9 protein-coding genes are annotated in these 14,125 nt (G+C 58.5%); 5 read left to right on the top strand and 4 right to left on the bottom strand.

Annotated elements, in window-relative coordinates; translation table 11 throughout:
* Window positions 1–40: 40 nt before the first annotated feature.
* Window positions 41–577, top strand: a complete 537-nt coding sequence (locus DRW39_RS08325; RefSeq protein ID WP_157976003.1) for a hypothetical protein — start codon at window positions 41–43, stop codon at window positions 575–577.
* Between the two features lie 69 nt (window positions 578–646).
* Here the strand turns inward: DRW39_RS08325 and DRW39_RS08320 are convergent, their stop codons facing one another.
* From DRW39_RS08320 to DRW39_RS08310, 3 genes are all read right to left on the bottom strand, one after another.
* Window positions 647–3,040 carry a TonB-dependent receptor gene (locus DRW39_RS08320; RefSeq protein ID WP_116106564.1) on the bottom strand — a complete coding sequence of 798 codons (2,394 nt, stop codon included), beginning with the start codon at window positions 3,038–3,040 and terminating at the stop codon, window positions 647–649.
* Window positions 3,041–3,200: 160 nt separating this feature from the next.
* Window positions 3,201–3,944, bottom strand: coding sequence for a DUF4328 domain-containing protein (locus DRW39_RS08315; RefSeq protein WP_116106563.1), 744 nt, complete (start codon window positions 3,942–3,944; stop codon window positions 3,201–3,203).
* Between the two features lie 91 nt (window positions 3,945–4,035).
* On the bottom strand, window positions 4,036–4,428 hold the full coding sequence (locus tag DRW39_RS08310) for a DUF3224 domain-containing protein (RefSeq protein WP_116106562.1): 393 nt from the start codon (window positions 4,426–4,428) through the stop codon (window positions 4,036–4,038).
* Window positions 4,429–4,722: 294 nt separating this feature from the next.
* Between DRW39_RS08310 and DRW39_RS08305 the strand changes: the two genes are divergently transcribed.
* The 4 genes from DRW39_RS08305 to DRW39_RS08290 all read left to right on the top strand — a co-directional run bounded on the left by DRW39_RS08305 (window position 4,723) and on the right by DRW39_RS08290 (window position 12,647).
* Entirely contained in the window at window positions 4,723–5,739 is a 1,017-nt protein-coding gene (locus DRW39_RS08305) for an LLM class flavin-dependent oxidoreductase (protein WP_116106561.1), read from the top strand.
* 26 nt (window positions 5,740–5,765) lie between these two features.
* Complete coding sequence (locus DRW39_RS08300) at window positions 5,766–6,623, top strand: family 16 glycosylhydrolase (protein ID WP_116106560.1); 858 nt, start codon at window positions 5,766–5,768, stop codon at window positions 6,621–6,623.
* Window positions 6,624–6,798: 175 nt separating this feature from the next.
* The gene (locus tag DRW39_RS08295) at window positions 6,799–8,307 is read left to right on the top strand and encodes a M20/M25/M40 family metallo-hydrolase (RefSeq protein WP_116106559.1); all 1,509 of its coding nucleotides are present in this window, start codon (window positions 6,799–6,801) and stop codon (window positions 8,305–8,307) included.
* Between the two features lie 110 nt (window positions 8,308–8,417).
* The gene (locus tag DRW39_RS08290) at window positions 8,418–12,647 is read left to right on the top strand and encodes a response regulator (RefSeq protein ID WP_116106558.1); all 4,230 of its coding nucleotides are present in this window, start codon (window positions 8,418–8,420) and stop codon (window positions 12,645–12,647) included.
* 195 nt (window positions 12,648–12,842) lie between these two features.
* Here the strand turns inward: DRW39_RS08290 and pelA are convergent, their stop codons facing one another.
* Window positions 12,843–13,904, bottom strand: a complete 1,062-nt coding sequence (gene pelA / locus DRW39_RS08285; protein ID WP_198664822.1) for a pectate lyase — start codon at window positions 13,902–13,904, stop codon at window positions 12,843–12,845.
* Between the last annotated feature and the right edge of the window lie 221 nt (window positions 13,905–14,125).

Genomic DNA, 14,125 nt, shown 5'->3' with positions numbered 1-14,125 from the left:
TCGCGTCATTATGGCGTCGCATCCCAACAAAGCGAATCTCATGAAAAGCCTACTGACCGCCCTGGTGGTCTTCCTATCTTCCATTGCCATGGCGCAGGATATGTATGCCTCCGTCGATGTATCCAATACGGATCCGGAAACCTCCGCACCAGCCGGCAAAGCCACCCGAACCACCGCCGAAACCGAGCTCTCCGACGAGGATTATAAGCTCATGGAGTACGTGCATTTCCTACAGGACGCACCGGCCAAAAAGAATCCGGGTAAGCGGCGGCAGGCCGCTAATTACCTCGGATGGTACCTAAATAAAACCACTGAAATCAACCTTACGCTGGAGGACAAAATGCCCTTCCTGCAGTATGGTGAATCGGTACCCATGTTCATGGCCGGTTACATCGAGTTCGTCGTGGCCCATCCGGTGCCCAACCCCGATAAGGCCAACCTCGCCGGTATCCGTAGCGTGATCGCTTACTACAAAGACAATAAGGAAGCGCTAGGCACCGACGAGCTGCTGGAAAAGCTGGTCGACCTCGACGACAAGGGCCGTCTGCCCGCCTATATCAAGAGAAAGCTGGGTTAATTCGCATTCCCCCCCAACCCAGCCGTTCGGTCCCTTCGTTGTCGGAGGGGCCGTTCTTATTTTAGGGAGTTAGTCCCCGATCCGGCCCCGCTCTTCCTGGCTGGCGCTGTTGCGGGAATCGCGTTTCTTCAGGAAGCGGTTGCCGAATTTGTACGTCACCTTGGCCGAGAAGACCGGTGCTTCCCAACTGGATAAAACATCCATGTCCTGCTCCTGATAGCGGATCTGTCCGCGGAAGAATTGCTGGACAATGCCGTCACCGCTGAGAATCAGGTTCAGCCGGTCATCGAGAAAGTCTTTCTGCAGGCCCGCGTCGAGACCGTACATCGGTTGGAAGCGAATGATGCCGTCCAGACCGGTGCCCTGATACCATCCACTGACCTGCAATTTCCAATCGCGGGGCAATTTGACGTCCAGTTGGAGGAAGCCGGTCAGGCTCCACTGATCCTGGTTAAGATTACCCCCCAGAAAATCGCTGGAGTAGTCATTGTAGTACAGCATGGCCCCGCCGTAGCCACTCACCGGTTTGGCGACCCAGTCGAGCGGAAAGAAGAGGCTGCCTCCGTAGCGGACGAAGCGGTCCAGGTTGACCGTAGTCTGAAAAGCGACCTCGGTTTCCTGGTCCTGCTGGGTTACATCGGCCAGGATGTCGTTGGTGTGGTCGTAGCTCAGGTTGAGGAAGGGTTGCTTCTCGTAGGTGACCGAGAGCTGCCCGCTGTGGATAAGCTCGGGCTGAAGGAAGGGGTTGCCCTTTTCGTAGGTCAGGGGATCCAGGTAGGATATGAAGGGATTAAGATCGTAATAGGAAGGTCGTTCGATCCGGTAGCTGTAGGCCAGGCTCACGCCGAGGGGCCCGGCCAGCGGTGCGCTCACGCTCATGCTGGGAAACAGCTGGCCGAACTCGCGAATATTCAGGCTGTCGATGGTAACGTTGTAGCCGTCCATGCGGGTGTGTTCGTAGCGGAGGCCGGCCTTGGCGCTCCAGTCGCCCTTCTCCCACACCAGCTCACTGTATACGGCCCGAATGTCCTCGTCGTACAGATAGCGGTTGCTGAGGTTGTCGTCCCGTTCCATGGCGCCGTTTGTTGCGACCTGCGCCAGCAACTCGTTGTCCAGCTCCGCCCGACTGACTTTGGCGCCCGCCGTGAAGACCAGCTCGTCGTTCAGGGGGTTGCGGTAGTCGAGGCGACCGCTGAGGATGCTGGCTTGGCTGGGTTCGAGGTTGAGGCGATCGGGGTAGGCGTCACTGCCCACGGTACGCAGCGTGATGCGGGTGTCGCGTTCAAAGGTGTTGAGGCTGCCATCGATGGTGAGCTCCTGCCCGCTGGTGTCCAGTTTGAGGCGGTAGTAGGCATCGAGGTTGAGGTTATTCCAGTCGCGCTGGCGGTCGCGGAAAGTGACAAATTCCGTCATCAGATCGCTGCTTTCCGGCTCGATAATACGGGTGCTGTTTTCGCCGAAGCTGGGGCTCTCCCCGAGGCTATACTGTCCGTTTACTCCGAGGCGGTGGCGGTCGTTCAGGTCGTAATCTGCCCCTAGCCGCAGGCTGTAGCTGTTCGGTGTGCCATAACTGTTGTTATCCTGGACGTAGGTCCGGTCGTCAAAGCGGCGGATCAGGTCCAGCCCCTCGACCCACTCCCGGTGGTTGTAGCTGATCCCGCCCGTCAAATTAATCGGGCCGCTCTGGTGGCTTAGTTCCGCACCGGCGCGGTATTTGGCGCGCTCTCCGTAGCCGCCCCCTACGTAGACCTGGCCGTTGGTTCCCAGCAAGCTGTTTTTCTTAAGGACGATGTTGATCACCCCGCCGTTCCCTTCGGCGTCGTAGGCCGCCCCGGGCTGGCTGATGACCTCAATGGACTTGATGTTATCGGCGGGCATGTCCCGCAGCAGGCTGTTGATGTCCAGGTATTTGGTTGGTCGGCCGTCAATTAGGATCGTCAGGCCGGACTTACCCGCCATGGAGATGCGTTCGCCGGCGACGACTACGCCGGGCACCTTTTTCAGCAGGTCCACTACCGAGCCGCCCTGACCGGTGATGGCCTGGTCGACGTTGACCACCAGGCGGCCGGCCTTTTGCTCGAGGAAGGGCTTGCGGGCAGTGACTTCGATGGTGGCAAGGTCCGTGGTATTACTGATGAGGGAATAGCGGGGCAGGGTCAGTTCCTGCCCGACGGCCAGGGTAAAGACCGCCTGATCGGTCTGCGGTAGGCCGATGCCGCTCGTGCGAATAAAGTACTCACCAGCCGTGATGTCCCGGAAGCGGAAGGCACCGGCTTCATCGGCTAATTCCATTTTTACCACGGCCGAGTCGGCGGCGGAAAGTAGCAGGACGTTGGCGAACTCAACGGGCTCCTTATTGGCTTCGAGGCTGCCGGCAATTGTGCCGCCTCCCTGTGCAAAGATCAGCGTAGAGGCAAACAAGCTTAGGATTAGCCCGACAGGGCGGGTGGGGGAGAAGAACATGGTATTGGGGTGCTGGGTGAGTGTGTACGCCGGCGAAGGTGGTGGCAACGCCAGGACGGCCCAAACCGCTTCGACAAACGGAAAGAGACCATCGATGTACAGGGACGGAGACCACCCGGATAGGTTGCACCCCAAGCATCTCCGTCCGTAACAACTTAGTTTATAGCCCGCCGTCGGGGACGAAGCTGTCGAGGATCAGGGCTTCATCGGTGACGTATCGCTCCCGCAGCAGTTGCTCGACCCGGGAATAATTGCGGACGACCTGTATAGCCAGGTAGGCCGCTACGGTACCCACGATGTACAGTACGACGTCCATTTGGAAACTGGTCTGGAGGCCACCAATAGAATCCAGGTCGAGGTGGTTATCCAGTCGGGAACCAATGCGATCCAGCACGCCAAACACCGCCCAGACGCCCCACCAGGTACCCAACAGCGAGTAGTTGAACCAGGATTTCTCCAGCCGGTCATTATCTCTTAGTAGGTACTCACTCTTCACAAAGAGTTCCCGCATGATCTGGTAGGGTCGGAACACGTTCAGGATGGGGACGAACCAGGAACCGGCGGCCCAGCCTTCTCCGTGGTCCACGCGCACCGGCAGCAGGTGTAAGTTGAAATAGGCGCGCCGGAACCACCGGATGAAAGTAAAGGCGGAGGCAACCAGGACACACAAATAGCCCATGCCGGCCACTGCGTATGAGGTGTCGGCCATGTCAATTAGGGTGGGGTCGACGTCGGTACCTTGTTCGAATTCGTTCAGCAGGAACAGTTCCGCCGCGGCGGAGACGATGATGAGTAGCTGCAACGCCAGCGCCAGGTAAAGCAGGGTGATGGCGTGGTAGGCCCGGCGGTCATTCGGGCGGAGATCGCATTGGTCTTTCTGCGCGGTGTATCGGTCAGCGTACATAGGAATCAGGGTAATCCATAGATCCAACGCTAGCTGCGCGGGGCGGCGTCTCCCGGAAATAATTCATAACAACTTCGCTTCCCACAGCTGCTTAGAGGCTGTAATCGAAAGTATATTCATGCCTACCCTCGCTTTGCTGAATAGTCATTGTTCCCTTCAAGCCCGCGATTTCGCCCGTACCCGAGGCCGGTACGACCTCCAGTATCAGGCGGGAATCCCCTGCGTGCATGATACCAAAGTGCTGGAGCAGAAAGCTACCCGATTTACCCTCCAGCGTACCCGTGACTTTCTCCAGGGCCACGTAGCCGGCCGACCCTTGGGTGGGGGTCATGCCGGTCAGCATCTCCCCCTGGCTGCTGGCGGTGAGCGGGCCGGAAAACATCTTGTCCAGCGACATACGACCGAGTTGGGCGCCGTCTTCGCCGGAGTCGGCATAGGCGTCCAGCGGGGCCATTTTAACGGTAAAGCTTCCGGTGACTTTCATATTCTTAGATGTCTGATTTACCGACTAAAGTAAGGCGGCCAAATTGAGTCCGGAGTGCAGTTGGAAAAGAACAACGCGAGGCTGACGGATGGCAATCCCTCCTCCGGCCACTGTCGTACCCAGTAGCACGATGGCCTTCAACTAATTGACTACCTAAACTGTCTTGTGAGTACCTATCCGGCAGACAATTACCTGCTAGCTAACCCGGTGCATAATGCCGTAAAGTGTTGGCAATCAGTTCGCCTAACTTTTTGAAAGTAAGCGATTTGTCTGTGTATATCTCAAGCGTGCATTATGTCTACCAATCCCCCCTCCAATATTAAATTCAGCGTACTCGATCTGGCCGCCGTAGCCGAAGGGTCGACACCGGCCGATACCTTCGCCAATAGCCTGAGCCTGGCCCGCCACGTGGAGGCGCTTGGTTACACCCGTTACTGGGTATCGGAGCACCACAACATGGCCGGGGTAGCCAGTTCGTCACCGCAGATTTTAATCGGTTACCTCGCGGGCGGGACCAAGACGCTCCGCGTCGGCTCCGGTGGGATCATGCTGCCCAACCATGCACCGCTGATCATAGCGGAGCAGATGGGTACGCTGGCCACGCTTTATCCGGGGCGTATCGACCTGGGACTGGGGCGTGCTCCCGGCACCGATCCCGTGGCCTCCCGCGCCATCCGCGGAGCCGCCGCCTTTACCGCGCCGGACTTCCCGGGCGACATCCAACAGTTACAGACTTTCTTTTCCGCCGATAACCGGAGCGGACAGGTACGAGCCATCCCCGGAGAAGGTTTGGACGTGCCCATTTACATTTTGGGATCGAGCACGGAGAGTGCCTACCTGGCCGGTCAGATGGGACTGCCCTACGCCTTTGCGAGCCACTTCGCGCCCACGCAGTTCATGGCCGCCATCAAGCGCTACCGCGAAAACTTCCGCCCTTCGGACGTACTCAGCGAGCCGTACGTGATCGCCTGCATAAACGTGATCGCCGCCGATACCGATGCCGAGGCCCGTCACCTGGCCACCACCCTCCAGCAAATGATGCTTGGCGTGGTTAGCGGTCGGCGTAAACTCATGCAGCCTCCCGTCGATTCGATGGACAAACTCTGGTCGCCGGCCGAACGGCAGCACGTCGAACACATGCTCTCGCTCTCCTTCATCGGCGGGCCGGAAAGTCTGGAAAGCGATCTCCATGAGTTCCTCCGGCAAACAGGCGTGAACGAGCTTATGGCTTCTTCCCATCTCTACGACCACGAAGCACGCCTGCACTCCTACGAAGTTTTTGCCGACGTGATGCAGGGGGTAGCCGCTTAGATAACGTAGTCTCCGTAGTTTGGGGCATGATGAGACTCAGTCCCTTCCTGGCCACACTCTTGATACTGCAGGCTTGCGGTTCACCTGCTGCTCCACCCGCCGCGTCCGAAGCATCGGAAGAAGATGCATACCGGCTGGTTTGGTCCGACGAATTCAATTCCGGGTCAGGGCCCGATACGTCTGTATGGGGCTACGAACACGGTTTCGTGCGTAACGAGGAAGACCAGTGGTACCAGCAGGACAACGCGCGTATCGAGGATGGCTACCTCATCATCGAGGGGCGGCGGGAGTCGCGCCCTAATCCGGATTACCAGAGCGGAAGCGATGACTGGCGCAGGAACCGGCCCACCATCGGCTACTCCTCGTCCAGCATCAACACCCGCGGCAAAGGGGAATGGCTGTACGGCCGCTTCGAAATGCGCGGCAAGATTCCGGTGGGGGAGGGTTACTGGCCCGCCTGGTGGACCCTCGGCGTGGAAGGCCCCTGGCCCGCCAACGGAGAGATCGACATCATGGAATATTACGGTGGGGATATCCTGGCCAACGTCGCCAGCCGGGGGCCTGACGGCAACGCCCAGTGGTCAACGGTGCGGGTACCGGTCGACAGCCTGGGGGGAAATCAATGGGCCGATGACTTTCACGTCTGGCGCATGGACTGGGATGAAGAATCGATTGAATTATTCGTCGACGATAGTCTGCTTAATCGCACGTTAATCAGGGAGATGGAAAATGCCGGTCAATACGATTTCGAACCCTTTCATCAGCCCCACTATATGCTGCTTAACCTCGCGTTGGGCGGACGCAACGGCGGGTCGCTCGACGATACGCCGCTACCGGCTTCGTACGTCGTTGATTACGTGCGGGTCTATCAAACCGCCGAATAGACGGGCGTGGTGACTGTGGCAGTGCCGGGTACTGGTCACCTCCTCGGTGGGGTTTCCGTGATACAAAAGAGACGGGCGGCGGAGCGCAGGTAACAGGCTACTTCAAAGACATCAGGCCTTTGACAAGCGATCGACACGGCAGGTTCCTATATTGCCTTTCCCTTAACCATGCTGCATGCGCATTTCATTCCTTCTCCTTTTCGTGATTGGCTTTTTATCCTGCGCTCCGGCGCAAAACACGCTTTACGAGCGCACGCTCGCGAGCCTGCCGGATTACGAGGCCTTCCTGCGATTGCCGAACGACGCGGCGATCGACGGGCAGATGGAGGCAAACCTGCAGTGGCTGGAAGCCGCATTTTCCGAACGGGGCTTTACGACCGAGCGGATCGCAAACGAGGGCATCGACCTGTTTCTGGCTACCTATGCCGCGGAAAGTTCGGACGCGCAGACCGTACTCTTTTACAGCCACGTCGACGGGCAGGCCGTCGATCCGACCCAGTGGAAACTCGCGCCGCCCTTCGAGCCGGCCTACGGGCGTATGCAAACGGGGCAGGATGGCGTGACGACCTATACTCGGGCGGACATCCCGGAGCGGCCGGATACGTCGGATGTGCGGTTGTTTGCCCGCTCGAGCAGCGATGCTAAGGCCCCCATTATGATGTTCCTGGTAGCTTGGGACCAGCTGATGGCCGAGGGAAAACGTCCGGATTATGGCGTCAAGTTCATCATCGACCCGATGGAGGAGGCGGGGAGCCCGGACCTCGCTGCGGCCGTGGAAGCCAACCGTGACAAACTGGCGGCGGACCACCTGGTCATTCTGGACGGCCCCGTGCATCTGAGCAACCGACCGACCATCGTAGGCGGCGCCCGGGGTATTGCTACGGCCACCATCACCGTGTACGGTCCGAAATTGCCGCAACACAGCGGGCACTACGGAAATTACGCCCCGAATCCCGCCCTCCGCCTGGCGCAGATACTGGCAACCATGAAGGACCAGCGAGGGCGGGTGACCATACCGGGCTTTTACGATGGCATCGAGTTGGATGCGGCAACGCGGGAGATGCTGGCCGACGCGCCGGACGATCCGGAGCAGATTGCCCGACGCATCGGTTTCAGCGAACCGGATCAGGTGGGGGAGAACCTGCAGGAGGCGCTGCAGTACCCCAGTCTTAATGTACGGGGGCTATCGAGCGGGTGGACCGGCAGCGAGACACGCACCATCGTGCCGGCTACGGCCACCGCGGAACTGGATCTGCGACTGGTGAAGGAAACCGACGGGGAGCGGCTGCTGGAGCTGCTGCGACGGCACGTCGAGGACCAGGGCTTCCATCTGATCCCCGGTGATCGGGAACCCACGGAGGAAGAGCGGTCCAAGTACCCCCGGCTAGCGGGCTTCACCGGCCAGCCGGGCTACGCGGCTTTTCGGACGGATCTGAGCGGACCGACGGGAAGCTGGTTGCGTAAAGGACTACGTAGTGAACTGGCCGAGGAGGTCGTTCTAATCCGGACAATGGGTGGTTCGGTACCTATTGCTCCGTTCGTTACCACGCTTGACGTGCCGGCCGTGGTGTTGCCGCTGGTTAACCCCGATAACAATCAGCATAGCCCGAACGAAAATCTATTGCTAAGGAATTATTTCAGCGGCGTCAAAAGCCTGTACGGCATATTCTCGACCGGATTATAAGGGGTCACCCTGCGCGCCATCTGACACAAGCATATACGAAGCCTATAAAAGGGCGCAATTAGCCGGGGGATACCTTACCTTGCTAGTCGCTATTTATTGTTAACTCGATCATGCCACATCCGATTTTTGGTTTAGTGAACGAGTGGGCAGGCCGCTCTTTCGCTGGCCTCATCCCGCTCCGTATCCGCCCCGTCCATCGGACGAGCAGCGCCATGCTGCTTGCCGTGTTTCTGCTATTGACCCCGGGCCTGCCAGCTATCCAGCCCTATACCCCGACGATCGTCAACCCCCTTACCGAGTCCTGGCGCTGGCGACAATTCCCCGAACTCAGCGACAAGGGCATCCGCTGTATCGCCGAGACCCCCGACCGTCGTGTCTTTGCGGGCACCACCGAAGGGGTTGTGGAATACGACGGCTACCAGTGGACCCCGCATCTGGAAAGTAACAGTCCGCAGGATTTCCCCGTGGAGCAGTTGCTGGTAGCGACCGACGGTTCCATCTACGCGAGCAGCCGCTCGGGCATATACCGCTACCAGGGCGGACAGTGGAGCCGCGAGTTTACGGCTCCGGACAATTTCCCCTTCACCTTTCTCGCCCTGAAGGAACTCTCTGACGGCAGCATCGTGGCCTGTTCCGACCGGGGGTTCATTCGGCTGGCCAACGGCCGGGTCAGTATGCTCACTTCGGCGAAGCGTCGCCAATCATTGCAAAGCTCTTTGCCGCAGGTCAGTTGGTACCTGCTCCCGCTGAGCACGCTGAATGAAGAGCAAGATTTCCGGTCGACCTCCGACGTCCTGGAGGACAGCAACGGAGACATCTGGTTGGCGCTGACCACGGATATGGAAAACGGCAGCCTGATCCGTATGCGGCAGGCTGACTTCTTTACGCAGGATGCCCCCTTGCTGGAGGTGGTGGACAGCGACGGCACGATCAATCTTGGCGCCGCACAAAAATTGATTCAGGCCAAGGACGGTCGGATCTGGGTGATCAATTCCAGCTCGGATCGCGGAATCCTGGTGTACGACGGAGAAACCTGGGAGACCATCCAGATCAACAATTACTTCGGCGGGGATGAATACATGACGGATATCGTTCAGTCCGACAACGGCATCATCTGGATCAGCGCCATTGCCAAAATTTACAGCTACAGCCCGACGGGGGAATGGGAGATTTACAAATCGCCCGACTACCCTATCCCCGCCAACCGGGTCCTGTTGCAAAAGAGCCAGAGCGATCAGCTTTGGATGGCCGGCTACAAGTCCAAGCTGTTACTTCTGGACTTTTCGCTTAGCCGGTGGCTTACCTACGACGGGCTGAGCTTTCAACTTGCCGATTCGCCCGACCAGGAATGGTTTATCGAAGCGGACAGCCGGGTGGTGAACAGGAACGGTACCGAGTGGTCAGCCTACGGGATCGGTGACGGGCTGATGGACAAACCGGTGCGCCTGCTGCGCACCTCTTCGGGGCAGCTTTGGGCCGCCGGCTCGCATCGGGGCAAGGCCGCCACGGCGGTACTGCGCGGCGACCGTTGGGCGCTTTACCTCCACCCGACCCTGTCGTGGGGGATCGATTACCGGGGAGTATTCGAGGCCAGCGACGGCTCCCTCTGGTTCGGAGGCAGCGTGGACGCGCGACGGCAGGATGGCTTTACCAGCGGCGTATTGCAACTTCCCGATCCAACCGCCGATGAGTTGGAGTGGATTTATCATGTATTCGGAGCGCACGGTCTCAACCAGGCGAACGTATATGGTATCGCCGAGATGCCCGACGGCACGATATGCATCGGGGGAAGTAAACTGATGCTGTACGAGGATGGTGAATGGCGGTCCGCGGAAGACGAGGAACTACAGCAGTACGTCAACTGCCTGTACAGTACGGATGACTTGCTACTGGTTGGCTCCCGGTACTACGGCGTGTTCGTATACGACGGAACGCAGTGGAAGAACTACACGACCAAGGACGGGCTATCGGGCAATACGATACTCAGCATCGACGCGCTCTCCGATTCCCTGTTCGTCGTGGCTACGGAGAATGGATTCTGCACCTTTGACGGCAGCGCCTGGACGCAGGACCTGTTTCCCGATCAATTGGATATGGACTTCGAGGGAGGGACCATTACCCATACCGACGAATACATCTGGATCGACCACGTTTCCCGCAGTTGGAAGCGGCAGGCGCTCACGGGTGATATTCCCGACCGGCGGCAATACGAATTCTACAGTACGCGCTACCAGCCTTCGCATACGCCACCGGAAACGGCTATCGCTTTCTATACCGAGCGCATCCCCGCGGACGGTAACGGTTTTATCTCCTGGACGGGGAAGGACTTTTTTGGCTTGACGGACGCAGAGGACCTGGTCTACAGCTATCGACTGGACGGGGGGGCTTGGTTGCCCTACCGGTCCAATAACGAATTTTCCTTCACCAGCATGCCGGACGGGCCGCACCGCCTGGAAGTCCGGGCGCGGGATATCGATTTCAACGTCGATCCTACTCCGGCCGTGGTCGACTTCGAGGTACTCCCGCCCATCTGGAAGCAGGGGTGGTTCATCGCGCTGATGCTTGTCTTCCTGGCCATATTCGGGTTCTACGAATACCGGGTGATCAGCAAGAAGAAAAAACTGGAAGTCGTCAATGCTTCCCTCCACGATCGCAACGACGAGATCCGCCTACAGCGCGACAAGCTGGAAAGCATGCTTGTCCAGCTCGAAAACCTGTCGAAGGCTAAACTGGGCTTTTTTACCAATATTTCCCACGAGCTACGCACCCCGCTCACCCTCATTCTCGGCCCGATCACGCAGCTTGTTGAAGAAGAGGATATGCTGACGGATAGCCGCCGCCGTCAGTTGCAGGTTATGGTGCAGCGAAATGCCAACCGTCTGCTGAAGTTGATCGATCAGTTACTGGAAATCCGCCGCATCGAGCATACCTCACTCGAGATCAACCTGAGTGATATTCATCTGGCTCATTACGTGTCCGCGATAACCGAACTGTTCGAGGATCTGGCGTTGGACCGCGATATCTACCTGAGCGTTACGGACCGTACCGATAATCGCTACGTGGCAATTGACGTGGACAAGGTGGAAAAAATCCTCGCCAACTTGCTATCCAACGCTTTCCGGCACACACCCAAGGGCGGAAGCATCAGCGTCTCGCTCGAGGAGGAAACCGCCGATGAGGCCGAGTTGAATGCTTTCTACGACCGCTACTTCAAATTGGTCGTCAGCGATACCGGCGCGGGCATCAGCCCGGAAAAGATCGCGCTGATCTTTGACAAGTACTACACCGCCGGTACCGGGGTTACGCCGAGCGGGGGGACGGGAATCGGACTATCGTACATCAAGGACCTGGTGTACCTCATGCAGGGGGAAATTCGCGTGGATAGCACGGATGGCGCGGGCTCCACCTTTACGGTCTACCTGCCCTTGGTGCCCGCGCACGAGCGTATGTCCACCGAACGACCCGGAGAGATACCTGCCCTAACCGCCAGCGTGCAGGAAGCCACCTTGCTACAGGACGGCTTCAAGCAGCAGGTCGAAGTGGCCGCGGATGACAACGATTCCGGAGACACGGAAAACGTCCTGGTTGTTGAGGATAATCCCGATATGCTGCAATTCCTGGCCCAACTGCTACAGGACAAATACCGCGTGTCGACGGCCATCAACGGTAACGATGGGCTGCGACTGGCCGAGCAGCGGTCCTTCGATCTCATCGTCAGCGACGTAATGATGGCCGAGATGGACGGGATGGAACTGTGCCGGCAGATAAAGAGCAAATTATCAACCAGCCACATCCCCGTCATCCTGCTTACGGCCAAAGTGCTGGACGAAAATAAGGTGTCGGGATACCGCATGGGAGCGGATGATTACATCACCAAACCCTTTAATCCCGATCTGCTTCTCGTCCGCGTAGAGACCTTACTCGAACAGCGGCGGCGCATTCGGGAGAAATTCAATCTTGATTTCCGGCTCACCCCGGAGGTCGAGGAATTGCCCACCGCCGACGAAGAGTTCATGGACCGGCTGGTGACCCTCCTCCAGGAGAACGTAGCCGAGTCGGAATTCAACGTAAAGGCGATGTGTGATGCCATGCACCTCAGTCATATGCACTTCATCCGCAAGGTGAAGCAGCTGACCGGCAAGAAGCCCATCGATCTGCTGAAATCGTACCGCATGAACCGGGCCAAGGAGCTACTCGCCCAGGGAAGCCTGACCGTAGCCGAGGTGGCCTATCAGGTAGGTTTCGATCTGCCGAACAGCTTCAGTCGGACGTTCAAAAAAGAGGTGAATATGACGCCTACGCAGTATGCGAAGAGCATGCAGCAGGAAGAGCAGGTTTGATTGTCGCGTACGATTGATGCACTACGCTTGAGGGGTTGCGATCCTGTGATTATCGAGCGGGTCACTACGGCCCAGGGTTGAGACCGGCTGGGTCGAGGGGGTGTGCTGGAAGTCTCGGCTCAGCGAGCACGCGCCCCCGGAAATACGAGACCCAGCCTTCCGCTTTCCCGCGATGGGATTACACTCCTTAAGCGTTCATTCGGCAATGCGCTCCTCCCACTTGGGGTATTCCTTCTTAATCAGGTCCTTGGCCCAGTGACCGTAAAAGCCGTAGCCGACGCGCCGTTCGTTTTCGATGTCCTGTAGGCGGTATTTGATGATGCCGTCACGCCCGATGAAGATGGGGCGCCAGCTGCCGATCTCGTAGAAACGGCCCCAGATGACACTGCTGCTGTCGGGTACGATCACGCGGTCGCGCCCGGTCGGCTGCTCGGGAGCTTCAATTCGGTCCTGGCGGTAGCCGTCGATACGAATTTTATCCAGAAATCGAACGGCCGCGCGGACGGAGGCTTTCACTTCCTTGCTGGGATCAGGCAGATCCATCAGGAAACGGACAATTTCTACGCTTTCCTTGCCACTCAGGCTAACGGGTTCAAAGGTCCGAGCGGGCGCGGGCGCGAGCGTCTCGCGGTCGTGTTGGGCACCCCAGATAGTCAGTTCGCCGTCGTGTACATACTGGGTGTGGAGGATCGCCTCCAGGCCCCGGTCGACGGCTCTGCCTGCCGCGGAACGCCGGTCCCGCGTCACGGCGGCATACTGTTCCTTGCCATCCGCGACGGAAGACAGCAGCGTCATGATGTCGATCATGACGTTGTCGTTGTAGGTGATGTGCCCGTGATAGCCCGAAGTGTCCGGGTATTCCTGGGGCCAGCCGCCATTGGCGAATTGCGCGCTGAGCAGAAAGTCTATCCCGCGGGAAGCGGCCGTCAGATAGGCCTCGTTATTGGTTTCAGCGTAGGCTTCCAGCAGGTAGGTGATTTCCCGGGTAGTGGACTCGTCATCGAAGGTGGTATCCTCTTCATCTTTATCCGATAAAATCGCCGCACGCCGGTCGGCCGATAGCTCGGCTTCGTAGTTCACGTCGTCACCATCGTCCTGCGGCCATCCGCCATTGGAGCGCTGGTAGAGCAGCATCCGGTCGGCCACCGGATCGGAAGTCGCGCCGTTGCCCGGGCCGGAACCTGCGTGGCGAGCCTGGCAAGCAAAGAAGGAAAGGAGCAGGACGAGTATGATTGGCGACTTTAAGCTATTCATCATAATAGAAGCGAATATAATAAGGCAGGTGGGCCGTCCGACCTCCGTGGTCACCAATGTTAAAAGCGGCTAGGCTATTGATAATTTGGGAATAGGAAGCCGGCAGGGACCACGGGTATATTTGGCCTGTTCTGCTTTCCGACTACCTGGGAGGCAGCTTATTGCAGCCCGTGGAGGCAAGCTCAGGATATTGCCTGGCCCCATGGAGCCCCGACTTATAGATC

The sequence above is a fragment of the Lewinella sp. IMCC34191 genome, assembly GCF_003390935.1.
Classification (GTDB): Bacteria; Bacteroidota; Bacteroidia; order Chitinophagales; family Saprospiraceae; genus Neolewinella.
Note: the sequence above shows the minus strand (reverse complement) of the source record. Positions and strands in the feature narration are given on the sequence as shown.

Coding starts and splice junctions, on each gene's coding strand:
- DRW39_RS08300 (WP_116106560.1), top strand. CDS start 5,766: ATGATGAGACTCAGTCCCTTCCTGGCCACACTCTTGATACTGCAGGCT.
- DRW39_RS08325 (WP_157976003.1), top strand. CDS start 41: ATGAAAAGCCTACTGACCGCCCTGGTGGTCTTCCTATCTTCCATTGCC.
- DRW39_RS08295 (WP_116106559.1), top strand. CDS start 6,799: ATGCGCATTTCATTCCTTCTCCTTTTCGTGATTGGCTTTTTATCCTGC.
- DRW39_RS08290 (WP_116106558.1), top strand. CDS start 8,418: ATGCCACATCCGATTTTTGGTTTAGTGAACGAGTGGGCAGGCCGCTCT.
- DRW39_RS08310 (WP_116106562.1), bottom strand. CDS start 4,428: ATGAAAGTCACCGGAAGCTTTACCGTTAAAATGGCCCCGCTGGACGCC.
- DRW39_RS08315 (WP_116106563.1), bottom strand. CDS start 3,944: ATGTACGCTGACCGATACACCGCGCAGAAAGACCAATGCGATCTCCGC.
- DRW39_RS08305 (WP_116106561.1), top strand. CDS start 4,723: ATGTCTACCAATCCCCCCTCCAATATTAAATTCAGCGTACTCGATCTG.
- pelA (WP_198664822.1), bottom strand. CDS start 13,904: ATGATGAATAGCTTAAAGTCGCCAATCATACTCGTCCTGCTCCTTTCC.
- DRW39_RS08320 (WP_116106564.1), bottom strand. CDS start 3,040: ATGTTCTTCTCCCCCACCCGCCCTGTCGGGCTAATCCTAAGCTTGTTT.